The sequence below is a fragment of the Neobacillus sp. Fa239 genome (assembly GCF_055395235.1).
Genome location: NZ_AP041611.1, coordinates 3,122,469 through 3,147,459 on the forward strand (window position 1 = coordinate 3,122,469; position 24,991 = coordinate 3,147,459).

General features: G+C 39.4%; 23 protein-coding genes and 1 riboswitch. Of the genes, 13 read left to right on the plus strand and 10 right to left on the minus strand.

Features of this window, described 5'->3' with window-relative positions; genetic code table 11:
• Window positions 1-279 precede the first annotated feature (279 nt).
• On the plus strand, window positions 280-567 hold the full coding sequence (locus tag ACZ5XR_RS15135) for a hypothetical protein (protein ID WP_464497112.1): 288 nt from the start codon (window positions 280-282) through the stop codon (window positions 565-567).
• A 25-nt stretch (window positions 568-592) separates the two neighbouring features.
• Here the strand turns inward: ACZ5XR_RS15135 and ACZ5XR_RS15140 are convergent, their stop codons facing one another.
• The gene (locus ACZ5XR_RS15140; protein WP_464497113.1) at window positions 593-1,588 is read right to left on the minus strand and encodes an NAD(P)H-dependent flavin oxidoreductase; all 996 of its coding nucleotides are present in this window, start codon (window positions 1,586-1,588) and stop codon (window positions 593-595) included.
• A 212-nt stretch (window positions 1,589-1,800) separates the two neighbouring features.
• Window positions 1,801-1,902: riboswitch (purine riboswitch) on the plus strand.
• 128 nt (window positions 1,903-2,030) lie between these two features.
• Between ACZ5XR_RS15140 and ACZ5XR_RS15145 the strand changes: the two genes are divergently transcribed.
• The 3 genes from ACZ5XR_RS15145 (at window position 2,031) to ACZ5XR_RS15155 (ending at window position 4,423) form a co-directional block, all read left to right on the plus strand.
• A complete protein-coding gene (locus tag ACZ5XR_RS15145; RefSeq protein WP_464497115.1) occupies window positions 2,031-2,624 on the plus strand; it encodes a xanthine phosphoribosyltransferase in 594 nt (197 codons plus the stop codon).
• The gene (locus tag ACZ5XR_RS15150; protein ID WP_464497116.1) at window positions 2,624-3,934 is read left to right on the plus strand and encodes a nucleobase:cation symporter-2 family protein; all 1,311 of its coding nucleotides are present in this window, start codon (window positions 2,624-2,626) and stop codon (window positions 3,932-3,934) included. Before ACZ5XR_RS15145 ends, ACZ5XR_RS15150 begins: the two co-directional genes overlap by 1 nt.
• A gap of 210 nt (window positions 3,935-4,144) precedes the next feature.
• Window positions 4,145-4,423, plus strand: coding sequence for a hydrolase (locus ACZ5XR_RS15155; RefSeq protein WP_464497117.1), 279 nt, complete (start codon window positions 4,145-4,147; stop codon window positions 4,421-4,423).
• A 61-nt stretch (window positions 4,424-4,484) separates the two neighbouring features.
• Here ACZ5XR_RS15155 and ACZ5XR_RS15160 read toward each other — a convergent pair whose 3' ends face one another.
• Both ACZ5XR_RS15160 and pdxR read right to left on the minus strand, forming a co-directional pair.
• Window positions 4,485-4,703, minus strand: coding sequence for a spore germination protein (locus ACZ5XR_RS15160; RefSeq protein ID WP_464497118.1), 219 nt, complete (start codon window positions 4,701-4,703; stop codon window positions 4,485-4,487).
• Between the two features lie 82 nt (window positions 4,704-4,785).
• A complete protein-coding gene (pdxR, locus tag ACZ5XR_RS15165; protein ID WP_464497119.1) occupies window positions 4,786-6,201 on the minus strand; it encodes a MocR-like pyridoxine biosynthesis transcription factor PdxR in 1,416 nt (471 codons plus the stop codon).
• A gap of 110 nt (window positions 6,202-6,311) precedes the next feature.
• Here pdxR and ACZ5XR_RS15170 point away from each other — a divergent pair, with 110 nt between their 5' ends.
• The 3 genes from ACZ5XR_RS15170 to ACZ5XR_RS15180 all read left to right on the plus strand — a co-directional run bounded on the left by ACZ5XR_RS15170 (window position 6,312) and on the right by ACZ5XR_RS15180 (window position 8,690).
• Window positions 6,312-6,863, plus strand: a complete 552-nt coding sequence (locus ACZ5XR_RS15170) for a pyridoxamine 5'-phosphate oxidase family protein (RefSeq protein ID WP_464497120.1) — start codon at window positions 6,312-6,314, stop codon at window positions 6,861-6,863.
• A gap of 237 nt (window positions 6,864-7,100) precedes the next feature.
• Complete coding sequence (locus ACZ5XR_RS15175) at window positions 7,101-8,267, plus strand: MFS transporter (protein WP_464502334.1); 1,167 nt, start codon at window positions 7,101-7,103, stop codon at window positions 8,265-8,267.
• Window positions 8,268-8,336: 69 nt separating this feature from the next.
• The gene (locus ACZ5XR_RS15180; RefSeq protein ID WP_464497121.1) at window positions 8,337-8,690 is read left to right on the plus strand and encodes a hypothetical protein; all 354 of its coding nucleotides are present in this window, start codon (window positions 8,337-8,339) and stop codon (window positions 8,688-8,690) included.
• Between the two features lie 231 nt (window positions 8,691-8,921).
• On the opposite strand, the gene ACZ5XR_RS15185 is transcribed toward ACZ5XR_RS15180, so the two are convergent.
• The 3 genes from ACZ5XR_RS15185 to ACZ5XR_RS15195 form a co-directional block, all read right to left on the minus strand.
• Window positions 8,922-9,602: a DUF2642 domain-containing protein gene (locus ACZ5XR_RS15185; RefSeq protein ID WP_464497122.1), complete on the minus strand. Its 681-nt coding sequence runs from the start codon at window positions 9,600-9,602 to the stop codon at window positions 8,922-8,924.
• A gap of 23 nt (window positions 9,603-9,625) precedes the next feature.
• Complete coding sequence (locus ACZ5XR_RS15190) at window positions 9,626-10,975, minus strand: arsenic transporter (protein WP_464497123.1); 1,350 nt, start codon at window positions 10,973-10,975, stop codon at window positions 9,626-9,628.
• Between the two features lie 221 nt (window positions 10,976-11,196).
• Window positions 11,197-12,657, minus strand: coding sequence for a protein adenylyltransferase SelO (locus ACZ5XR_RS15195; protein ID WP_464497124.1), 1,461 nt, complete (start codon window positions 12,655-12,657; stop codon window positions 11,197-11,199).
• Window positions 12,658-12,839: 182 nt separating this feature from the next.
• Here ACZ5XR_RS15195 and ACZ5XR_RS15200 point away from each other — a divergent pair, with 182 nt between their 5' ends.
• Window positions 12,840-13,046 (plus strand): hypothetical protein, encoded by a 207-nt coding sequence (locus ACZ5XR_RS15200; RefSeq protein WP_464497126.1) that lies wholly within the window; start codon window positions 12,840-12,842, stop codon window positions 13,044-13,046.
• A 67-nt stretch (window positions 13,047-13,113) separates the two neighbouring features.
• Here ACZ5XR_RS15200 and ACZ5XR_RS15205 read toward each other — a convergent pair whose 3' ends face one another.
• Entirely contained in the window at window positions 13,114-14,196 is a 1,083-nt protein-coding gene (locus ACZ5XR_RS15205) for a PrsW family glutamic-type intramembrane protease (protein WP_464497127.1), read from the minus strand.
• A gap of 264 nt (window positions 14,197-14,460) precedes the next feature.
• Between ACZ5XR_RS15205 and ACZ5XR_RS15210 the strand changes: the two genes are divergently transcribed.
• The 4 genes from ACZ5XR_RS15210 (at window position 14,461) to ACZ5XR_RS15225 (ending at window position 19,204) form a co-directional block, all read left to right on the plus strand.
• A complete protein-coding gene (locus ACZ5XR_RS15210) occupies window positions 14,461-15,540 on the plus strand; it encodes a GerAB/ArcD/ProY family transporter (protein ID WP_464497128.1) in 1,080 nt (359 codons plus the stop codon).
• Window positions 15,537-17,036, plus strand: a complete 1,500-nt coding sequence (locus ACZ5XR_RS15215) for a spore germination protein (RefSeq protein WP_464497129.1) — start codon at window positions 15,537-15,539, stop codon at window positions 17,034-17,036. The genes ACZ5XR_RS15210 and ACZ5XR_RS15215 overlap by 4 nt, the downstream gene beginning before the upstream one ends.
• Window positions 17,033-18,187 (plus strand): Ger(x)C family spore germination protein, encoded by a 1,155-nt coding sequence (locus tag ACZ5XR_RS15220; RefSeq protein ID WP_464497130.1) that lies wholly within the window; start codon window positions 17,033-17,035, stop codon window positions 18,185-18,187. Before ACZ5XR_RS15215 ends, ACZ5XR_RS15220 begins: the two co-directional genes overlap by 4 nt.
• 96 nt (window positions 18,188-18,283) lie before the next feature.
• Complete coding sequence (locus ACZ5XR_RS15225; RefSeq protein ID WP_464497131.1) at window positions 18,284-19,204, plus strand: alpha/beta hydrolase; 921 nt, start codon at window positions 18,284-18,286, stop codon at window positions 19,202-19,204.
• A gap of 66 nt (window positions 19,205-19,270) precedes the next feature.
• Here ACZ5XR_RS15225 and aspD read toward each other — a convergent pair whose 3' ends face one another.
• On the minus strand, window positions 19,271-20,899 hold the full coding sequence (aspD, locus tag ACZ5XR_RS15230; RefSeq protein WP_464497132.1) for an aspartate 4-decarboxylase: 1,629 nt from the start codon (window positions 20,897-20,899) through the stop codon (window positions 19,271-19,273).
• Between the two features lie 16 nt (window positions 20,900-20,915).
• Window positions 20,916-22,472, minus strand: coding sequence for a GNAT family N-acetyltransferase (locus ACZ5XR_RS15235; RefSeq protein ID WP_464497133.1), 1,557 nt, complete (start codon window positions 22,470-22,472; stop codon window positions 20,916-20,918).
• Window positions 22,473-22,721: 249 nt separating this feature from the next.
• On the opposite strand from ACZ5XR_RS15235, the gene ACZ5XR_RS15240 reads away from it, so the two are divergent.
• The gene (locus ACZ5XR_RS15240) at window positions 22,722-24,143 is read left to right on the plus strand and encodes an amino acid permease (protein WP_464497134.1); all 1,422 of its coding nucleotides are present in this window, start codon (window positions 22,722-22,724) and stop codon (window positions 24,141-24,143) included.
• 30 nt (window positions 24,144-24,173) lie between these two features.
• Here the strand turns inward: ACZ5XR_RS15240 and ACZ5XR_RS15245 are convergent, their stop codons facing one another.
• Entirely contained in the window at window positions 24,174-24,971 is a 798-nt protein-coding gene (locus tag ACZ5XR_RS15245; RefSeq protein ID WP_464497135.1) for a hypothetical protein, read from the minus strand.
• Window positions 24,972-24,991: the final 20 nt, after the last annotated feature.

The window sequence follows — 24,991 nt, forward strand, 5'->3', positions numbered from 1 at the left end:
GTTATCCGGAATACAACTGTCCGTCGTATATGGACATTATTTCAGCTGATTAACGCTGATATAAAAGCATTCCCGTTTAATACTTTAACATATTTTTTTGGATTTGTTCATATCTAGAGGACAAATTTTAAAAATATTTTTATACTTATTTTTTAGAATGTCCAATGCCTTATAGGATCTTTTAATGTTAATTTTTCAAAAAATGGATTAACTTTCTTCCGGATAGAAAAAAGGTATAATGAATAAATAATCCCAGTCCCTTTCGAAAGGATGTCTTACATGTCTTTTGTCTATTCCTTAATTTATACAGTCCTTATTGGCGGTGTGTTTGTCTACCTGTTTATATTTGTATATGATTTGCTTTTTGGTGAAAAACATGAAAAACAAACAAGAAAGATTCACAAATATTTTCGTCATGATCCTATTAAAAAAATTGATCTCTTGGAGCATGTACCGAGGAAATTTACCATGTACCAAGTGGTAACCGATAAAGGAACGCAAAAAATTAAATTAAAGCCTGGCTACAAAGTGGTAAGAATGGTGAATAAGAAGAACCAAAAAGGATGACTCCCTAAGGGTCATCCTTTCTTGTTTATATATTTACTTTCCTTAATCTCGCTGCATTGTTATTAAGTATGTTAAGCGAGTGCTTGTATTCTGTCTCTAAACGGTCAATAATTTCCGACGCGGATTCAATTCGGTCGATGGCTCCGACGCCATGACCGGCGGACCAGATATCCCGCCAAACTTTTGTATTTGTTTCTTGTTGCAGATCATTGAAGTCCACTTGAGTTTTTTTCGCCAATAGGTCCGGGTCAAGACCCGCTTTCTTTATGCTCGGAATCAGCATATTGGCTTTTACCCCAGAAAAGGCATCCGTTAAAATGATATCCTCCTGTGTGGATTCAACAAGCATTTGCCTGTACTCATCTTGAGCCATACTTTCAGTCGCCACAATAAACCTTGTGCCGATATAAGCAAGATCTGCGCCTGCAGCCTGTGCGGCCAGGATTCCTTTTCCTGTTGAAATGGCACCAGCGAGGACCACAATTCCATCCCAAAATGACCGCACCATATCAATAAACGCAAAGCCATTGATTTGTCCTGCATGACCGCCTGCCCCACTGGCCACTAAAATAAGTCCATCGACACCTGCTTCCACAGCTTTTCGCGCAAATTTTACATCACTAACATCCGAGAAAACCAGCCCGCCGTATTCATGAACAATCTCCACGACTCGTTTTGGACTGCCTAATGACGTGATCACGAGCTGAGGTTTGTGCTTGGTAATTAATTGAAGTTCATCCTGCAGACGGCTGTAGGAGCTATGCACCACCATATTCATCGCCCAAGGAGCAATTTTTCGATTTGGATTCTTTCCTTTTTCGGCCGCCAATTCTTTGTTCAGCTCTCCCATCCATTGATCGAGCACTTCGATGGGTCTAGCATTTGGCGCAGGAAAAGATCCGATGACCCCGTTTAAACAGCAATTTTTCACTAATTCCGGACCAGAGACTAAAAACATTGGTGCTGAGATGACGGGTAATCGTAGTTGACTCCACCAGGCTTCAGGAATTGAATTCATCATTTTTCTTCACTCCCAAATTTGGAATTTTCAGAATAAAATCACTTTATAATATCGTACAAGAAACTGAATGATTATTCAATCATGGTTTCATCGTGCCATGACAATCTTTAAATCGCTTTCAAGAAACGAACAATGAAAGTCAAAATTAATTAAATATTCGTTTTTAACAAAAAAAGAATTGATTTTCCTCCAATTCAGTCGTTATAATGTGAATAAATTAATAAGGTTTCACTCATATAATCGCAGGAATATGGCCTGCAAGTTTCTACCAGATTGCCGTTAACAATCTGACTATGAGTGGGTAATAAGAATGACTCTATATATTTAAGTTAATTCTTCTTATTCCTTTCGGACAAAAAGCCCAAAGGCCATTACCTCACTCAAAAGTTTGATGTGGGCTATGGCGTTTGGGCTTTTATTTTTTTCAAGGGGGAATATTGAAATGAAATTACTACAAGAAAAGATTATCGCTGACGGAAAAGTCATTTCAGACCAAATTTTAAAAGTGGATTCTTTTTTGAACCATCAAGTGGACCCGGCCTTAATGCTTGAAATCGGGAAAGAATTTGCCGCCCGTTTTGCGGAAGCTGGAATTACCAAAATCGTAACCATCGAATCCTCAGGAATTGCTCCTGCTGTTATGGCTGGTTTACAAATGAATGTCCCAGTCATTTTTGCTAGAAAGCGAAAATCATTAACATTGGTTGATGATTTATTAACGGCAAGTGTTCATTCCTTTACAAAAAAAGAAACAAATGAAATTTCCATTTCTAATAAATATGTAAACGAACATGATCGTGTTTTAATCATTGACGACTTTCTTGCTAACGGTCAAGCGGCAATTGCGTTAGTAGAATTGGTACATCAAGCTAATGCGGAGGTTGCTGGTATTGGCATCGTCATCGAAAAGTCGTTTCAGCCTGGAGGCAAGCAATTGAGAAATCTTGGATACAGAGTGGAGTCACTGGCAAGGATTGCTTCACTGTCAAATGGAATGGTGTCATTTATCAATGAAAAAACGGAGGAGTTAGTCTAATGAAACAAAATCCTTTTAAAATTGCTTCTCTTGGTATTCAGCATGTGCTAGCCATGTATGCGGGAGCTGTGATTGTCCCTCTCATCATTGGCGGGGCTCTTCACTTTTCCGGTCAGCAATTAACCTATTTAGTATCCCTCGATATTCTTACGAGTGGAATTGCGACACTCTTGCAAGTCTGGCAAAATCGCTATTTTGGAATCGGCCTTCCGATCGTCCTTGGATGTACCTTTACAGCCGTCGGCCCCATCATTGCCATTGGCGGCCAGTATGGACTTTCTACGATCTATGGGTCCATTCTGATTTCCGGACTTATCGTTATTCTAATTGCAAAATTTTTCGGTAAACTTATTCAATTCTTTCCCCCAGTAGTCACTGGATCCGTTGTGACGATTATTGGATTAACCCTCATTCCCGTTGCCATGAACAATGTCGCTGGTGGACAAGGAAGTCCTGACTTTGGATCCGTATCCAATATCTCGCTTGCCTTTGGAACCTTGCTTTTTATTATTATCCTTTACCGGTTCTCAAAAGGATTTGTACGCTCCATTTCTATTTTACTTGGTTTAATAGCTGGAACAATTGCAGCAGCTTTGATGGGAAAAGTGAATTTTTCCGCAGTTGGTCAAGCTTCCTGGTTTCATATGGTCAACCCCTTACATTTTGCCACACCGTCATTTGAGCTTGCTCCAATCATTACGATGACGCTTGTCGCCATTGTCAGCCTTGTTGAATCAACGGGAGTCTATTTTGCTCTTAGTGATATCACAGGAAGAAAACTGACACAAGATGATTTAGTAAAAGGATATCGTGCAGAAGGCTTAGCCAGCATTCTTGGAGCGTTGTTTAATTCTTTTCCCTATACAACCTACTCTCAAAATGTTGGACTTGTACATTTCTCCGGTGTGAAAAGTAAAAATGTAATCTATACAATGGGCGGGATCCTTATTTTCCTTGGTTTTGTACCGAAAATTGCCGCTATGACAACGGTAATCCCAACATCTGTTCTTGGCGGAGCGATGATTGCCATGTTTGGAATGGTTATTTCAGCTGGGATTAAAATGCTAAGTAAAGTTGATTTTGCCTCTCAGGAAAATTTATTAATCATTGCCTGTTCTATCGCGATGGGATTAGGTGTAACCACTGTGCCTAACCTTTTTGCCCATCTGCCCGAAAGCATTAAAATTCTTACCAACAGCGGAATTGTCTCCGGAAGTCTAACGGCGATTATCCTAAATATTGTCCTTAATATATTAACGCCTACGAAACAAAATCAAGTTTCAAAGAGTAATAGGCAAAGTGCAGTATAGAGAATTACTAGATTAATATCATGAATTTACGCTACACAGCGAATACCCTTTAGACCGCTTATTAAACAGCGGTCTATTTCTTTTTTCCAAAGGAAAAGAAGATTTTTTAAAAATTTTTTAAAAATAGACTGATTGTCCAAACACTTTTTTATTACCGACATATCTTGTAATTGTAAATAATAATTAAACAACTCAAAGGAGTGTCGGTTAATGGCAAACAATAATAATAACAACAATAATAAATCTAGCAGCTCTTGCAGCAATAGATGCAGCGGGTGTTCTTGCAGACAACTCAAAAAAATTCAAACAGGTACAGTTCTAGATGTATTTCTAAAAGGTGGCACAGTTCTTGAAGATGTAACATTCGTTAACTTCAACAAAAAAACTTGCTGTGCTTACTTCTGTGATTCAGAAACTGAACCAGGATCCGTAATTGTTGTAAGTTGCAAAAACATCCAAGCTATCCGCTTTGAAGCAGCAAATAACTAAAATATTACGGGGGATTCTACTATAAGTAGAGTCCTTTTTTCATAGAAAAAAACGATGCTAATTAAAGCATCGTTTTTATTTTGTTTAAAATATCAGAAACGATCGCTTGATCTGTAGTGCTTCGACCTGATTTGGTGATAATATTCTCTCCTGTATTTTCTGATCCGGATCCAGTTGTGGTTTTTGATATGGTTATGGGTGAAATAATTTTAGCGCCACCAAAGTTTACAATTCCGCCAGAAATGGTACCAATATTAACACATTCCTGTTTATGAGACAAACAAACACCTCCTCAACTAGTTTTGAATAGTATATGTACAAGCATTTTTCTTGTTTAAACTATTAACTTAGAGGTTATAACTTTATTTATGACAAGCATTTAAAACATTTGCCAATCTTTGGATCCCTAAATGTATTTGCTCCTCTGTTAATCCGCCATATCCAATTATAATAGGCTGTTTGCCCTTTGGAGAATCGTTGAACCAATACTTTTCTGTCAGATAGATTTTAACTCCTGCTTCTTCCCCTTTTTTTACTAATTCTCTTGAATCGCCCCCGGTCCATTCCAGGAGGAGATGGAGTCCGGCCTTTTGCCCAATTACCTTTACCCGGTTACCTAAATAATTTTCAATGGCTTCTAAAAGCGCTTTTTGTTTGGATTGATAAATCTTTCTCATTTTTCGAATATGCCTGCTGAAATGTCCATTCTTCATAAACTGATAAAGCGCTTCCTGAATGAGAGGAGAAACGGTTTGATTATAAAAAAATAATTTTGTTTGAAATCGTTCCATAAGCTCCATCGGCAGGACAAGGTAACTGACTCTTGCAGCTGGAAGAAATGCTTTTGAAAACGTGCCTAAATAAATGACTTTTCCATTGGTGTCTAATGATTTTAAAGACGGAATCGGCTGACCTTGATAACGAAATTCCCCATCATAATCATCTTCAATAATGTAGCTCGAGTTTTGCTGTGCCCATTGCAAAAGTTTAATCCGTTTTTGGATCGGTAAAACCATTCCAATTGGAAACTGATGGGAAGGAGTTACATAAGCACATACGGCTGAACTGTTCTCCAGTTCCTCGATATTGATTCCATCCTCATCAAGAGGAATGGGCCTTAATTGACATTGCAGATTCTCAAAAACATGGCGAACGCCGTCATATCCAGGATTCTCCATGGCAACATTTTGATCTCTTAATGCAAGCAATTGGCATATCAATTGAATCGCTGTTTGTGTTCCTGCCGTAAGAATAACTTGATCAGAAACACACTGGACCCCACGTGCTTGATGAAGGTACTGGGCGATTTCCCTCCGAAGACCGGAATGGCCATTTTTATCACCATATGAAAATATTTTTTGGCTTGGACAATCTAAAGACTCTACCAAACATTTTTTCCAAACCCTATGAGGAAAACGCTCCAGTTCAATATCACCATATTGAAAATCAATGAATGCCTGATCTTGCTGTGAGTCATGCTGGGCGTTATCAGATACTAGTTGGTTTCCATTCCTTTTGCCAAATGAAAAATCCTCCAATTTCAAAACAAAGAGCCCTTTCTTTTCTCTCCCCTCTATATATCCTTCTGCTACAAGCTGCTGATAAGCCATATCTACGGTGTTTTTACTAATATTAATCGTTTGTGATAGCTGTCTGATCGACGGGAGTTTCGTTCCTGCAGCTAATCGTCCGCATTCTATCTCGTCGCGGAAATAATAGTAAAGCTGCAAGTATAGTGGACGATCTTGTTCTTTTTTTATAAATGGTGTTACTTCCATAGATTCCCCTCCTTCTGTCCCTTTTAAAAAATGCAATTCTGTCACTTTCTTCAAGGACAATTCGTTTTTAAAATGAGTATAACATTTAAACAAAACAAGGAGTGGAGATCATGATCCCGATGAGACAAAAAAAGTTAGAATGCAGCGACCAAGAAAAAATTCAATCCTTTTTAGAAAATGAAAAAACAGGTTTTTTAGGGTTAGTCGATGGCCCCATGCCATATGTCATCCCTCTCAATTTTGTTTGGCTGAATGGTGCAATCTATTTTCACGGAGCTTCTGAAGGCCGTAAAGTAGACATTATCGCAGAAAATTCAAAGGCCTGCTTCACCGTCAGTGCGAATCAAGGAACTATAACAGACCCTGTACCTGCTAAAACAGACACCGCTTATATGAGTGTGATGATTTTTGGGGAAGCAGAATTAGTAGCGGATCTCGATGAAGCCGTGACGGCTATGCAGTACATGTTGGATAAATATGTTCCCGGCTATTTTGACAAAGCGCTTTCCCATTCACACGTTGACAAATATCGTTCTTCCCTTGGCAGTCGAACAGCTGTTTATAAGATCAAGGCGGCTGAGCTTTCAGCGAAAGAAAATCCAGTCCAACTGGAAAGGCTATTTTATAAAGGAAAAAAATCATTTAATGACATTTCCAATTAATTAACAGTATAAAGTTCCAGTTGAATCCTCGAAATCTTTGTATTATGTAATAATTTGTTATAAAGGTCGTCGATTGGCGACCTTTTTTGTGTTTTTTTAGCTCTAAGATATCATTTGCTAACAGATATCTATCGAAATGCTAGCAATCGCTATCATCTTATTGCCTTTATTTTTGGTAATTCATATATATAATGTCTTTTTTAGGGAACAATGAATTCATTAAAAGGGAGTGAAATGATGCAAGCGAAACGCGCCTTGTCGATCTTATTTTTAGTGATGTTCTTAGTCATGATTGGTTTTGGTATCATAATTCCTGTGCTGCCGTTTTATGCGGAACAAATGGGTGCGGGTCCAACTGAATTAGGGTTGTTAATGGCTGTTTATTCATTTATGCAGTTCCTCACCGCCCCCATTTGGGGACGTGTTTCGGATCGGATTGGGCGGAAACCGGTGATGATGATTGGAATTACCGGCCTTTGTCTCTCGTTCCTTCTCCAAGCCATGGCCACCCAGCTTTGGATGTTATTTGCCGCCCGGATTCTGGGAGGAATACTCTCATCTGCCAATATGCCGACAGCCATGGCCTATGCAGCAGATATTACAAAAGAGGAAAATCGCGGAAAAGGAATGGGGATCATCGGCGCGGCAACAGGGCTCGGTTTTGTCTTCGGACCTGCGGTAGGCGGCATTTTTTCAAAAATAAACCTCAATCTGCCCTTTTATCTTGCGGCTGCCTTTTCCTTCATTACCCTGATTCTAGTGTTTCTTCTACTGAAAGAACCATCGGGGAAAAAACAGGTTGAAAAAAGAGCAACCATCCGAAAAGCATTTGAGGGGCCTGCTTCCGTCCTATTTTTAATGCAATTATTTATTTCACTATCCCTATCCGGTTTGGAAGCCACCTTTGCCTATTTTGCATCCAAAAAAGCCGGAATGGATACGATTCAACTAGGTTATGTTTTCATGATTATGGGATTTGCCAGTGCTTTCGTTCAAGGAGGTTTGGTCGGCCGGCTAACCAGAAAATATGGAGAAAGATTGGTCATCCAAGGGGGAATCCTCGTTTCCGCGATTGGCTTTGCCTTAATCTTATCGGTTCATAGTTTTACCACTGCCGCGATGTTTTTAACTCTGTTTGGAATGGGAAACGGGGTCATCCGCCCAAGTGTCTCCTCCCTTCTTACGAAAACCTCTACGTCAGGACACGGAAGGTCGACCGGCCTGCTTTCTTCCTTTGATTCATTAGGAAGGATTATCGGGCCCCCGCTTGGCGGCTGGTTATTTTCAATGGCGGCAGGATTACCTTATGTTTTCGGTGTGTTCATCTCCATTTTAACGTTGATTTTATTTCAAATTTATCGACCTTCCGTTAATTTTGAAAAAACACCGAATGTGCAAAATTAATCATATCTTTTTCGGACATGCATAAAATGGGGTTAAAAGATGGATGGATAAAAGGAGCCGGTTTTTACAATGAAAAAAATCACTCAATTTACGTCGTTAATAATCCTATTTTCCTTGTTAGCATTTGCGGCCTATTTGGATTCACCCTATTCATTCTTAAATAAACCGTTTACCTATTCAGCAAGTGAGCCGGTGATCGCGCAGCCGATGGATGTTGCGGACACAAATGATAATCCTGAAGTTGAGGAGAAACTTGAAAACGTGCAAAAGGTGGATGGCTACTTCGTAGAAACCTATCAGGAATATGACGTCTATAAAGATAAAAATGGCAAAGTAACGAAAGAAGTACCTACATCCCACACGGATACTCTAAAATACTGGGATTATAGCCAGAACTCTGGCAGCCAGGACTCTGGCCAATAGTGCATGATTTTCTGCAAATTTTCTTCAATCGTGAACAATAACTATCTAAAAAACATATTTTAATATTAGGTGAAACACTAAAAAAAGATCGTGGCCTGGTCGACACGATCTCAAACAACACATTTCAATGATATTAAGTAATCCAACCGTAGTGGGCAAACTTATGGGTGGATTATTTTTTTTGATCACTTTGACTGTTCATATTCATCACCCGGATTTTTATGGAGGGTTCTATGGTAATTGAATGGTTTTTATATGCTCTACATTCCAATAAACAAGTTCCCCTTCAGCAGTAATAAGTGTCATTTTGTTATTTTGGATTTTTTTCAACAAACCAATTTTTTCTGGATTGTCTCCCCCATCTAAAATAATTAATTGATTGCCTAATTTTTTGAGCATTTCATCAAAGGATCGTGTTAATGGAATGGTGACAGATTGAACCGGGAGATTTTGATTGTCTAAAGAGTACGGCGTTGTATTAGGTGGATATGGAATGAGCCATTTTACATGTTTCATCGAAATAAACATTGTTTTGTATGCAGGTGAGTGAAAGACAAAAAAGTCGTTCATGATACTGGTTAAATAGCCATGTATCGATTTATTTCCTGTCACGTATATCTGAACAAATAAACCCTTAGCCATTATTAATGTTTTACGGAAGGATATTGCATCTGCTCCAATTGGTTTATCTGTTGGAGCATCGTAGAAGGTACCATCTTCTATTGGTTGGATTTCTTTCAATCTCTGAATATGGGTAAAGGGCATATAGAGAAAGTTGTTTTTCTTTCCGTCAAATAAAACGATTATATCCGAACCGGAATCAATGAGGATTCCCTGGTGAAAGTTTCCTCCTGAAATTTCAACCTCAATTGTTTTTCCTTTTAAATCAATCAAATCATCTAACATATTCATTCTCCTTTCATTTTTCAATCATCCTACCTTTGGAGGACACCGCCAAAAAGTGTAGAAACCCAGTAATATAAAACTACTAATGTGAACAGGACTGTAGGCGGTATGACCACTCCGGTAATTTTTATATACTCCCACCAGGTGATTTTTACTTTTCCTCGTCTAAGAATATGCATCCACATTAGGGTTGCCAGCGTCCCCATTGGAAGGAGTAACGATCCCATGTCACTGCCAATAACGTTCGCCAAATAGGCGATTTTCAAGGAAAGCAAATCAAGATGCATATGGGTGAGCGTGAGCGTTCCGACCATAAGGGCCGGGTGGTTATTAAAAATATTAGACAGTACAGTAAGCAGAACTCCCATCAACACACTGGCATGCAACAGGCCACCAGAGACCATTGGCTCCATGATTCCGATTAACCAGTTTGTTAAGCCAATGTTATTCAAGCCATAGATGATGGTGTACATACAAAATGCGAAAATAATAATATACCACGGCGTTTTTTTCAGCATATCGCTGGGTGATATTTTTAAATAAACCCAGCGCCATCCTAATAGAATCAGTGATCCGATCACAGCCATAAGGGATACGGGAATATTTAAAAACGATGCGACAAAAAGGCTGACACGGACAGCAAATACAAATAGAAGGACATTCCTCATAAACCGTGACCGATCCTTCTCTGAATCATATTTAGGGCCGGGTTTGAGTGGATGGTAAGTTGATAAAGTTATACCGGTTACACTAGTAGGAACAGTTTTCGGCAGGATTTTACGGAAGCGAAGGAATAGGAGCCCGACTAAAAGCAGTAAACCAAGTGTAGCAGGAACAAACATCATCGCAGTGTGCAAATATAAAGTCATATGGACGATTTTTAGTGCGATGAGATTGACAATATTACTAACTCCAATTGGCGCACTGGAAGCAGTGGCAATTAAACCACCAGACAGCAAATAGGGAATTTTTTGATGGTTTTTTAATCCCATATTATTTAACAACAAGACTAAAATGGGGGTTGTGATTAAAATACTCCCATCATTATTGAAAAAGAGTGTCATGAGGAAACATAAAAGATTGACATACCAGAATAATCGAATCCCTGACCCCTTTGCTTTTGCCGCAAGCTTCTCGGCTACCCAGTTAAAGAATCCAAAACTTTCTAACACAATCGCCATGACGATCGTAGCCATAATCGTTATCGCTGCACCGCTGATTGTATCTGTAATGACAGCTAAATCTGACAATGAAACACTTCCGCTGAGTAAGACAATTAATGCACCAATCGCAGCGGGTATGGCTTCATTAATGCCTCTAGGTCTCCATAAAATGAATACGAGTGTTCCGATAAATGCTAAAATGGTAATCCAAAACATATTTTCACCTTTCCTACAGATTGTTTTTCAAGCTCCAAGCATTTCTCCCTTTATTCCAATCCACTATTGTCCCCCCCTTCCATCTATCCCTGGTATAAGGTTGTACTGTATTTTATGTATCACGTATAAGACAGGCTTTAGACTAGTACACATTTTCCAATAATTCCACACAAAAAAAGCAGAGCTTTTCAGCTCCGCATGGTATTTTTTATAAAAAACGCTCACGTTCCGCAAAAGGTGCGGTAAGGAATATTGGTTGGCGCTGGAAGTTTACTGTAATCAGCCTGTTCTTGGGTGTGTGCATAAGGTTTGGAAAGTACATTCAGCAGTTGCTCCATCACGCGAAGATCCCCGCACTGAACTGCTGCATCCAGTGCCTCTTCCACCCGGTGGTTTCGCGGGATTACCGCAGGATTCTTGCTTTGCATCAACTGCTGTGTGGATTCCTTCGATTCCTTCTGCCTTCCCAGTCTCGCCTGCCACTGCTCATGCCACTTTATAAACTCAGGTGTACCGAAAAGTGACTGATCCACTTTAGTATCAAAAGTTAAAGCCAGGAAAGTATTCGTATAGTCGGCTTGATACTGTTGCATCATGCTGAGCAGATCTTTAATAAGGGTTGCATCCTCTTCCTCCTCATTGGATATCCCAAGTTTTGCTCTCATTCCATTGAGCCAATTAGATTGAAATACCTCAGAAAAATTGGATAATGCATCTTCTGCCAATTTGACAGCCTCCTCCTGGTTTTCATGCAGCAATGGCAAAAGGGTTTCCGCAAATCGTGCCAGATTCCACACGCCAATATAAGGCTGGTTGCCATATGCATAGCGTCCCTGCCTATCAATGGAGCTGAATACCGTTGCTGGATCAAAGTGATCCATAAAGGCGCAAGGACCATAATCGATGGTTTCTCCGCTTATGGTCATATTATCGGTATTCATCACACCATGGATAAAGCCAACCATCTGCCATTTGGCAATCAGTGCTGCTTGACGGTTAATGACTTCCTTAAGCAGCGAGAGATAACGATTTTCATCCCATTCAATGTCCGGATAATGGCGTTTTAGGGAATAATCAGCCAGGGTCCGAAGATCTTGATCCGTTCCCCATTTGGCAACGTATTGAAAAGTACCGACCCGGATATGACTGGAGGCTACACGGGTCAGAATGGCACCTGGCAGGTCTGTTTCTCGGATAACCGCCTCACCTGTTGCCACTACTGCCAAGCTGCGGGTCGAAGGTATTCCAAGTCCATGCATGGCTTCACTGATGATATATTCGCGCAGCATTGGTCCGAGGGCTGCACGGCCATCGCCCCCGCGTGAGTAGGGCGTTCTGCCGGAACCCTTAAGTTGAATATCAAACCTTTCTCCTGATGGAGTCATTTGCTCTCCAAGCAGAACAGCCCGGCCATCCCCCAGCATCGTAAAATGTCCGAATTGATGTCCGGCATAGGCTTGAGCAATAGGCGTTGCGCCAATGGGAATTAGGTTGCCGGCAAGCTCCAAGACTCCTTCTTCCCCCTTTATACCCTCAGCATCCAATCCAAGGGTTCCTGCTAACGAGTCATTGAAAATAATTAAACTCGGTGAGTCGACGGGAGTCGGGTTTTGTTTCGTAAAAAATGAATTGGGCAGACGAGAATAACTGTTATCAAAATTCCATCCTTTTTCTACTGTCATAGGAGGATCTCCTTATCTTCTTTTGTCTTTTCTTCTATCTTCTTTGTATTTTACCTTTTAATCCACTAAAAATGATACGCAAATAGACAAATAACATGTATTTAGTTTTTTGGGGCAAGATAATGGACGGGACAGTGCATGAAGTAATAGCACTACCCTATATAAACAAGGGAGTGACAAAAATGTCTGATCGAAACGAACGCAATCGTACCGATAACGATGCTGGTGAAACAGTAGGAACAGGAGTCGGTGCTGTTGCTGGTGCAGCCATTGGTTCAGTTTTAGGTCCAGTAGGCACGGTTGCAGGTGCAATTGCTGGTGGAATGATGGGTAATAAGGCTGGAGAAGGTGCCGATGCTGCAGCCGATGCTGCTGAGGATAGGGATTAGGTAATGAACTGAAGTTTTAGCGGTACTGTATGAAAAGGGCTCCCAAACAGGAGTCCTTTTCATATGACTAAATATTCTTGAAAACGAATTTGGTTGTCTCCCCTTTTTTTACTGCAATTTCCTTTAAACCGAGGCGGATAATTCGGAAGACCAAAATCCAAGATGCTACCATTAATATAACTTGGCCAATTGGGAAAAAGCCTGGAATCGGCGAGTCCCAAAGTGCATGCATGGAAACAACAAGAACAAAAATACGGATAAATTTAGGTTGCAGCATCATATTAAACTCAAATTTCCTGTTACCTTGTACCAGGCACGTGGCGGCACCAGTCAAACCTGACCAAGCTACATGCCCTCCTGGTGCAAAAATACTCCGCTGCAGGATCGTGAAAAAAAGCGTGTGGAAGTTGCCGGAAATGAGGGCCCTTAAAGCATAACCTGCGGTTTCAAAGGCCGCGAAGCCGACGCCTACGGCGGCTCCTATAAGAAGACCATTAAGTATATATCTGTATTTAAGATTTCGTACAAAATAAATGACGGTTATCACTTTTGATAGTTCCTCAACAATTCCAATGGTAATGGGATTAATATTATTTCGAAGGATATCATAAAACACCAACGCTACTAACATCGAAAGAATCCCGCCGATAAACACGACATAAACAATTTTATAAATCGCAATATTTTGAGGGGCATTCATTTCCCAGAAGAAAATCAGTGTTGTAAATGGTACAGCAAAAGCTCCGACAAGGATAAGACCCGGAATAAAGTTTATATTACCGAACAAACTGACACCCACGTACAATCCCAAGTATGCGATTAAGCCAATGAGAAAAACCCTTGCAAATAGCCATGGTTTTGGCCAGGTCTCCTTTACTTCCTCAAGTTTGGGCGTGGTAAGCGCTGTACCAACGATAAACAGCCGCTCCGCTTCAAGATCACTATGTTTCCGAAACACCCTTGAGAATATATTCCGAAATTTAGGTTCTACTGAACGTTCAAACCGTGGAACCATGTCCACATAATGGGCAAACTCATAAAATAAACTTTTTTGATCGGTAACGGTGTTGTCGCTTAAAAAGTCATTGCCACAATTTAAGCAAAACTTCACTTCTTCCGGATTATCATAGTCACAATTAAGGCATTTCATCAAAACTCCACCTCTTTGGGCCTAAAATTTTGCCCTTCAAATAATAAAATTTCTAAACCTTCTCTCATAATATGTGTAAAAACGATGGGAAATAAATGACCAAATCGTTGATTTTATTTTTCCTTACTGGTTTTTAATATGTGGATTCTACTTTTTCCAATCTTGGATAAGAAATCCACCATGGTGAATAATAGAACGAGGAAATGATGCGGCAAAAACTTATTTAATAATAAAAATTTCATTTCAATGGGAAAAGAGAAGAACATGAAGCAAAAAATCAATACAGTAGAAATGTCCAGCATGATTATTTTGTCAACAGGGTTATTGAATCATGTTATGCTGATGCCTTTGTTGCTCCAAACTTCAAAACGTGACGCCTGGTTATCTATTTTTTTATCCACAGGTGTTTTTTTACTTTGGGTCCCATTACTGTACTATATTATAAAAAAAACAGAATCCAAACATTTCGCCATCTTGCTTAAAGAACGATTTGGCACCTTAATTTCCTTTCTTTTTTTAATCATTTTCGGTTTATATTTACTTTTTATGAGTGCGATCACTTTAAGAGAAACCATCGCGTTTAATTCGTTTTATTTGCCAAACACACCAGGTATTGTCATTGCTTTAGCTTTAAGTTTGATTTGTTTTTATAATAGCTACTCAGGAATACGCTCAATTGGCATTACATCAGGAGTACTGCTACCCTTTGTCGTTTTCTTTGGTTTTTTTGTTATGACAGCCAATATTCCACATAAGAATTTCACCATGTTAAAACCCATTTTAGAGAATGGATTTCAACCTGTTTTTATGGGCTCATTTTATGTTGGATCTGGTTTCATTGAAATGATTGTCATCACATTCATGGTTCAGCATCTTAATTCCCCTGTTAAATGGCGCACGATGTTTATTCTTTATTTCTCTTTAATGATTTTAATTTTAGGGCCGTCTATCGGAGCGATAACAGAATTTGGACCGGATGAAGCAGAAAACTTTCGTTATCCTGCATTTGAAGAATGGCGATTAGTATCGATCGGGCGTTACATTGAGCATTTGGATTTTTTATCGGTTTATCAATGGTTATCCGGGGCTTTTATTCGGATATCTCTAACCACATTTTTATTGGTTGACCTATTCAAAATAAATAAGAAACGACCACGTATTTGGGTACTCGTCAGTTTGTATCTTGTTTATATTTTTTTCGCCATTTTTCCGGTTAGCGATATGAAATATTTTGATTTCTTAACGGTTTATTTTCCTTGGAGTTTTGTTGTGGTTACAGCAATCTCAATCTTGATTGCTCTTAATCTTTTTATCACTTCAAGAATAAAGAAGGTGAAGATATGAGAATGAAGGAACCATTTCATGGGAATAAGAAAAAACATGGTAACCCGAGAGAAATCACAGAAACAACTGTAAAAGAATGGTTTTGTCATTGTGCAGATGTTTCTTTTCAAACGGTCCAGATTGCTGAACATGAATCTCTCCTCTTTTACTGTGAAGGATTATGTAATTCAGAAAAGATAAATGAAGTAATTTTACCTTTGCTTGTGAAAATGGGTATGAATGATCCTTGGTTTCATGATGAAACGCTGGCAAAAGAAAAAGTTTTTCATTTGGATAGCATGGATCATGATCAAATGAAACAGGAAGTGATTATTCGGGTTTTTAGCGGACAGCTTTTTATTTTACTGCCTAAATTGGCTCTTCTGCATGCAATCGATATTTCTAATCCGCCAAGTCGGTCACCCGAAGAACCCAATCTTGAACTTTCCATACAAGGTCCTAAAGATGGCTTAATTGAAAATCTCTCAACAAATGTAGCGATTATTCGCAAACGTCTGAGAACCGCTAGTTTACAATACGAACAATTTACAGTAGGTGAAAGAACGCAGACAAGAATAGCTTTATTATATATTCATGATATTGCCAAACCAACGATTATCCAAAATATCAGAGAACGGTTATTGGATTTGAAGGTGGATGGGATTATTGGATCAAATCAATTGGAGGAATTACTGTTACAACGTTCACCTTTCACTATTTTCCCAGTTTGTTCCTATAGTGGAAGGCCTGATTTTATCGCAGACTCTTTGCTCCGAGGAAGGTTTGTGTTGATAATTGACGGTATCCCAACGGCTTTGATTGCACCTGCAACCTTGTCCTTACTTATTAAAACACCAGAAGACGCCCATTTCCCCTACCTGTTCGTTTCAGCTGAACGTTTATTAAGAATATGCGGATTGTTTATCTCCCTTCTTTTTCCTGGATTCTGGATATCGTTAATTTCTTTTCATTCTGACCAATTACCTTTTACATTATTAGCTACCTTATCAGTCTCAAGGCAAGGTGTTCCGTTTCCAGCTCAATTAGAATGCATTATTATGTTGTTTCTATTTGAACTTTTTCGTGAAGCCGGCCTCAGGTTACCGGCTGCTATTGGCCAAACCCTTTCCGTTGTGGGTGGATTAATTATCGGACAAGCTGCCATAAGTGCTGGTTTTACCTCCCCCGGTATCCTTGTCGCCACAGCGATTTCAATCCTTTCCACTTTTACTTTGGTGAGTCAAGCATTAATTGGTACCGTTTCACTTTTAAGGTTTTTTGTCGTTATTGCTTCGTCCATTTTAGGTATCGTAGGTTTTTTTATTTCTGCTTTTTGTATCTTAATTTACTTAGCTAATTTGGAATCATTTGGAGTCTCTTACTTATCCACTATTAGTTCCTTAAATCCTAAGGAATTGATTCCCGGCTTATTACGAGTTCCTAAAAGTAAAGAAAAAGAGCGCTCTTCAGCTCTAACCTCAAAAGATCAATCTCGTCAAGGTGGTAATCCATCATGAAATGGAAGTGGTTCAGTTTTTTTATCACTTTACCTTTATGCTTAGCTGGTTGCTGGGATTCGCAGGAAATTGAGCATACTCGCTATATTCACGCAATTGGAATCGATTATCAAGATCATAAAGTCAAGGTATATTTTCAGGTTATTAGTTTTTCTAACGTGGCAAAACAAGAAGGAGTTGGTGGACAGACTACTGCCCAGCCAATATGGATTGGCAAAGGCGAAGGAAAATCATTTGATCTCGCCACTGATATGATTTATCACACAGCTCAACAGCATGTTTCCTGGTCACATCTGGCAGCTATGGTTTTTAGTGAACAGGCTTTAAAACACCCTGAACTGATTAAGGCTGCATTAGATACTACTGATCGATTTAATGATATTCGCAATACGATTTGGGTCTATGGCACATCGCGCCCCTTAATGGATTTGTTTACAGCCAAGCCTATTATGAGCTACTCACCTGCTTATTCAAAATTAACAAGTCCAATGAGTAATTATCGTCAATACTCCACTGCTAAACCTATTCAATTGTATGAGTTTATTGCTCAATTAAATGATGGAAGTAAAACGGCCATTCTGCCCTTTTTGTCTACAACGAATACTAAATGGAACAAGGATAAGGCTCCTTTCGATGTCACTAAAAATGATGGTGTAGGGATTATCCAGAACTATCATTTTAAAGGTCATTTAACAAGTTCTGAAATAGAAGGTTTAAGGTGGGTTCAAAAAAATTCAGTACGGGCACCTCTATATCTATATAACGGCAATAAGGTTTTAGGCACGATTGTTTTCCAAAAGCCTAAACCAAAGATCATACCCAATATTTCAGATAATGATCTTTTTTATACCTTGCATGTAAAAAGTAAGGGAACGCTCATTCAGATGGATCAGGCCACTACAGAAGAAGAACTTAAAAAGAAAGCCGTTACTGCTATCCAAAATCAGATAAAAAATACGTATAAGGAAGGACTAAAACGGAATGCCGACGTGTATCGTTTGTCTGATGCATTATATAGGAAGGATCCAAAATTATGGCATCACTTAAGTAAAAAAGCTGAATTAAAGCTTGATTCCAATATGCTGAGGAAGATTAATATTGAAGTGGAAATCATCAATTCTGGAAAAACAAAATTTAAAAGAAAAAAGTAAAAAGTAGTAAAATAAGATTTACTCTCCATTTATCGCCTCCTCCTTTCCATCGACATATGATATATCATCGATACCTTAAAAAATGGGAAGGAGGAGATGATGATGACAAAAGAGAAAAAAAGAAAATCGCTTTGGCGATCGCTATTGGTCGCACCGATTGTATTTTTCCTCGCTCCTCTTACCGTTGGCTTTTACCTCACTCATCCATTCCCGGCAAGGACCACGAAAAATCCCAAGGATTACGGATTAGAATACGAAGAAATTGAATTTTTTAGCCGAAAAGACTTGGTAAAGCTTTCGGGCTGGTGGATCCCAGCTTGTTCTTCCACTAAAAGTAATAAAGTGGTCATTACTGCCCATGGCTATACAAATGAACGAGCCATGGAAGGAATTCAAGGACTGCTGCTAGCCAAAGCCCTTACTGAACAAGGATATAATGTTCTTATGTTTGATTTCCGTAATGCCGGTAAATCGCACGGAAGAACAACCGGGATCGGCTACTTTGAAAAACATGATCTTTTTTCTGCCATTGACTATGCAATGAAGAAAAAAGAACAAGAAAAAATCGCTCTTCTTGGTTGGAGTATGGGTGCTTCCACTGCGCTTGTTACCGGGTGCGAGCATCCGAGTGTTTCTGCAGTCATTGCCGACAGCCCTTTTAGTGATTTAGAAGCTTATTTAAAAGACAATCTTTCTTTTTGGTCCAAATTGCCGAGACGTCCGTTTACACCAATGATCATGAATTCAATGCAAAAACTCCTTAAAATAAACCCCCTTGAAGTTTCACCTATAAAAAATGTGAAAAACGGAAAAGGAAAATCGTTTTTCTTAATCCACAGTAAGAGTGATGAAGCGATTCCATATGCTGAAAGCGAAAAAATCATTCAATGTATATCATCAGGTCACCATAAAGAATTATGGCTGACAGAAGGAGTTGAACATATTAATTCCTATTTGGTTTTTAAAGAAGAATATGAAAGGCGAGTCCTTCGGTTTTTAAATGAATATTTAGTATAAAAGACTCCGGTCTACCCCCATTGAAAAAGCGCCAATAAACCTCTAATGCCAGAAGTATGGGAAACCTCAATCCATCGATTGTTTCCATTCATTTACATACTCTTGAAGAGCGTTTCGCAGCTCATGTCCAATTTCAGAATAGGCTTGATCATCCAAATTGGCGAGTGAGACGCGAATCGACCATGTAGGTGCTCGGAATCCTCCCCCGCTCAACAATACAATGGCAGAATTTTCTGCCAATCGAAATAAGATATCCACTGGCTCATAATTTTTTTGGAGAAATTCAGTAAAATCCTTCCCATAATTTTGATTGGCCCATTCCTCCAGATCGATCTCTGTGTAATAGTCAGCATCATTTGGCAGGTTAGGCAGAGGTAAACCCAGTCCTTCATAAAGCAGGCGCATTCTTCGATGACAAATATCTTTCGTTTGCTGCTTGTATCGATTGGTTTTATCAAGCAGTGCAAATAGGGCGAACATTGCCATTTGAACTTGTTGGGGCGTAGAAAGTCCAGCGGTGTGGTTAAGGGCCACGGTTCTGCTGTCTGCTACCAATCGATCAATAAACTTTATTTCCTCTGGATGCTGCGTAAGAGAAAAATACCTTTTGTGCAAGCTTTCTTTTTGTTCTTTCGGTAACTGCTCCAATAATTGATCAAATAGATTTGTTTGATGAACGGCAATCGTTCCTAATCGCCAACCAGTGACCCCAAAATACTTGGAAAAGGAATAGACTCCTATTGTATTGAATGGTAAATAAGCCATCAGCGATTGAAAATTGTCTACAAAAGTGCCGTAAACATCATCTGAAATGATCATAAGATTTGGATTACTATTTTCGACAATTTCGATGATACGCTGAATCGATTCCGGTGCGATGGCAACAGAAGGAGGATTGCTTGGATTAACTAAAAACAAAGCTTTGATTTCCTGATCTGCCAACTTGTCTAATTCACTGTCTGGGTATTGCCAAGTATGGCGGCCATCCTTATCCACTGCCAATGCCCGAATCTCGACGACATCAAAATGATATCTTGCAAGTTGCGGAATTTCTATGTAAGGTGGAAAAATCGGCACCATGACAGCAATCTTGGACCCATGAGGAAGTAAGTAATTTACGATTAATGTATCAAAAATATAGCACATTGCCGCTGTAGCACCTTCAACGGCAAAAAGATCAAATTTACCAATCGACAGGTCATTACCGATTAACTCCTTCAATAAAAAATCATGAACAATCTGTTCAACCCGAACCAGCATTCGGTCAGGCACTGGATAGTTATCTCCGATTATACCGTCCACCAATTCATATACCCACTCGTCCGGTTTAAAATGTTTCTCTTGGATGCCATAATCAATGATATCTTTTAGAAAATGAATACCTGGTACATGCTGATTTGCCTTGAAATACTCCTCAAATCGTTCTGCTGTACCTTTATGGTTTGGCATGCCGGCGAGATCATTTTCATTCCAGATTCGGCGGGATTCTAATACCGCAAATTGTCCGAGGGCAAAAAAGGCTTCACGTGGTGTAGCTGCAATCCAGTTGGGATTTCCACGTCCTGCATCAAGCATCGCTCGGGTGATTTTCTTTCGCCCTTTTGCGAGGTCAATAAGTTTGTTCTTTAATTCAAATGGGCTAAGCTGCTCTAATGCAATTTCCATATCACGACGCTCTTTATTTGATGGATTCATGATAACCCCCACTCTGTTAATTATCCTGATCAACTGTGACATCCTTTAATTCAATCCGGTACAAATCATGCCGGCGATCATGCAATTGCCTTACTGAACCGGAATTTCGTGACCTTCTTAACTTCTCGAGGTCAACGTCACCAACGACAACCGTATCGACATTTGCATCACATTCCCCCACAATTCCATCTCTGGCAAATTCAAAATCAGAAGGACAGAAAATTCCTGACTGTGCGTACTGAATATCCATGTTCTCTACGTGTGTCAAGTTTCCCACTGTGCCGGCAATACAAGTGTAGAGTTGGTTCTCAACCGCTCGTGCCTGGGCACAATATCGAACTCGTAAATAACCTTGGCGATCATCTGTACAGAATGGCACAAAAATGATATTTGCTCCATTATCGGCAGCGATACGAGCAAGTTCTGGAAACTCGATGTCATAACAAATTTGAATAGCAATTTTACCGCAGTCCGTGTCAAACACATTAATTTTATTCCCCTCGGAAATGCCCCACCATTTTTTTTCATTAGGAGTCGCATGAATTTTCGACTGCTTTTCGATGGTACCGTCTCGGCGAAATAGATAAGCAACGTTATATATATCCCCCTCGACTTCCTCAAAATGAGATCCGCCGACAATATTGACGTTATATCGGACAGCCAATTCAGTAAACAGCTCGATATATGGATCTGTATAAGTGGCTAGAAGGCGAACGGCCTTGTCTGGCCGTTTTTCTTCTAAAAACGACATCAACTGGGTTGTAAACAACTCTGGAAAAACGGCAAAATCTGAACCGAAATCAGAAGCAACATTGACATAGTACTCCACTTGGCGAGTAAATTCTGAAAAGCAATCTATTTTTTTCATCATATATTGGATGGCACAAATTCTCACTGGGAACGATGCACGATAAACACGGCGTGACTTTGGCAAATAATCAATGTTATTCCATTCCATCAAGGTTGCGAAAGAAGCAGATGCCTCATCATCTGGGAGATACCTGGTATTAATCCGTTTAATGGTAAACCCTTGAAGAAGCTGAAAAGACAGCACCGGGTCATAAATACTGTGCTTTTCCACTGCGGCAACATACTCACGTGCTGTCATTTCGGACTTGTATTTGTGATAATTCGGGATTCTCCCTCCGATTATGATACTTTGAAGGTTCAATTGGCGTGCAAGTTCCTTACGTGCTTCATAAAGGCGATGACCCAACTTCATCCTGCGGTACTCTGGGTCCACCATTACTTCAATCCCATAGAGATTAAATCCATGTGGATCGTGGTTGGTGATATATCCATTATCCGTAATGGTTTCCCACGTGTGCTGATCCTCGTATTCATCGAAATTAACAATTAGACTGGAACAGGAACCAACGATTTTATCCTCATATTCTACACAGAACTGTCCTTCAGGAAAGATTCGGATGTGGCTTACTAATTGCTCTCTCTTCCAGGGCTCCATATTTGGGAAGCATCTTCTCCCTAAGGCGATAATTTCATCAATGTCTTCGATCTTGGTGTTGCGAACGATAATTTTTTTTTCGTATTTTGTCATATCTGTCTCTGACACGCTTTCACTTCCTTACCCATTATTCAGAGGATTTCATCTTGAATACATAGAGTATTCCACATTGGCTATCCGAATATAAATCTCCCTTGATTTCAGAGTAAGAGTTTTGCAGAAAGTTTCATTTTTATTCCAAAGCATGTAACTTCCACCTTTATAAAAAAAGGATTGAATCCTTTAGCGTAACAGAGTAAAATGAACGATGTTGTATGAACATACATGTTGATGGATAATTATATTGGGGGATTATATATGAATAAAAATAAATTGGGACTTTGGCTCCTAACTGCTCTCGTGGTCGGAAATATGGTTGGTTCAGGGATCTTTATGCTGCCACAATCCCTTGCTAAAGCAGCGAGCCCAGCTGGTGTATTGCTTGCATGGCTTTTGACAGGGTTAGGGGTATTGATGCTTTCACTGGTATTTGGGAATTTATCTCTACGAAAGCCTGATCTAAATGGCGGCGTTCAAATGTATGCCAAAGCGCTATTTCCGGAAGGATCACGCGCAGGCGTGATGTCCGGATATGTTGTCTCTTGGGGATATTGGATCGCGAACGTATCCGGTAATGTCGCTGTATTAACGACATTTATTGGCTATCTTTCAACGTTTTTTCCTATTATGACCAGCACCGCAAAGCTGTTTACAATCGGCTCCTTTACGGTCAAAGTCGGAGGCTTCATCACCTTCATCATTTGTACCATCGTGCTTTGGGTCATGAATGCGATCATTCTTCGAGGAATAGAGAGAACAGGACAAATTAACTTTGTTGCCACTGCGACAAAAGTAATTGGATTTTTAATTTTCATTTGTTTTACCCTTTTTGCGTTTCAAAAAACAAATATTTTACCACTTGTCCAGCCTCGTACTGGCGATAATGGAGCTTCACTAAGCCTGCTCGGCCAGGTCAATAATGCTGCGGTGACGACCCTTTGGGCATTTGTGGGAATCGAATCGGCCATTATGTTTTCAAAACGTGCCAAAAAGCAAGCAGATATTAAGAAGGCGACCGTTCTTGGACTTGTGATTTCGTTAGTCATTTATGTAGGGATTACCATGCTTGTTATGGGAAGTTTGACACAGAATGAATTGATGCATGCGGACAAACCGCTTGTCGATGCGCTGCAAAAAGTAGTAGGTCATAATGTTAGTTATGTAATGGCTATTTTCGATCTTATTTCGTTAACGGGGACAACCATCGGCTGGATCTTCTTAAGTGCGGAAGCTCCTTATCAAGCTGCAAAGCAAGGGCTGTTTCCACCAATATTTAAGAAAGAAAACAAAAATGGCGTTCCGGTAACGTCTCTGGTTCTGACCAATGCATTTTCTCAGATTTTCCTTTTCTTAACGATTTCAGATACGCTAAGCAATGCCTTTAATTTTGTGGTTCAAGTGGCGACGCTCGCCTACCTACTGCCATATGCCGCAACAGCGATGTATCAGGTAAAATTGGTCGTCTTGGGTGACGCTTATAAAAACACAAAAGGACGTTTCACAGATGGAATCATTTCCATTCTTGCTACAGTTTACGCGATTTACGTCATTATTGCCGGAACATCCAACATGAAAACATTCCTATTAGGGATCGCATTGTATGTGGTAGGAATTGCTCTTTATCCACTTATTATGCGTTCGAAAAAAACTCTATCGATTCAAAAGAAAAAAGCTGCTTAATAAAGCGTGGCCAAAATGGGCCACGCTTTTTCAAATTTTTAATTTTGTTATTAAAAATAATTCATTTCGAAACTTGTCTAATAGTTCTTCAAATGAGGATTTGATTAAGTATGGAAAAAGGGTTTCCAATGCTTCATCGTAATTTTGGCCTAATGCTTCACGTAAAATGACATAGTTATGAAATAATAATGCTTTTTCAAAATCTATACCTAACTCATATAAGCCGGTAAACAGGTCTTTTTTCGGAATTCGTTTAATTTTCTTATAAATATTTTCGTTTTTTTCAATTAGTTTCTTATTAATATAATGTGTAACATAGTCTGTATAGATCATTTGCCCGATATCATTTGTTTCTTGTTTGGAATGATTAAACCCTATGATCTGGTGTTCTTTATTTTCACGGATAATATATGTTTTATTTCCTTTTAGGTGGGTAATAAAATTTTTAACTCGATGATCAAAAATTTTATCAAATTCGATGATTTGAGCAAGTTTTAAGGCAAAATCCTTATTTTCTTCCCCGACAACAAATAGCCTGTCCACAATGGGCAAAAGTTTCAATACCCCTTCTGAAAGCTGACTGGAAGCATCGTAAATAATAATGTCGTATTCTTTTTTCATCTTTTTCACTTTTTGTTTTTTTTCAGTTAATGACAGTTTCGAAAATTCATGAATTAACTCATTTGATATTCTTTCTTTTTCAAGCGTCCCATAGGAAATAAATGCAGCAGATAAAGTGGTGTTTGTTTTAAGCCAATAATAAACCGACAAAGACAATTCCGTCACACCTGATTTTGCTTTTGGTGAATAGAATCCAACCAAATACATGTAACTCACCTGCCTTTTAT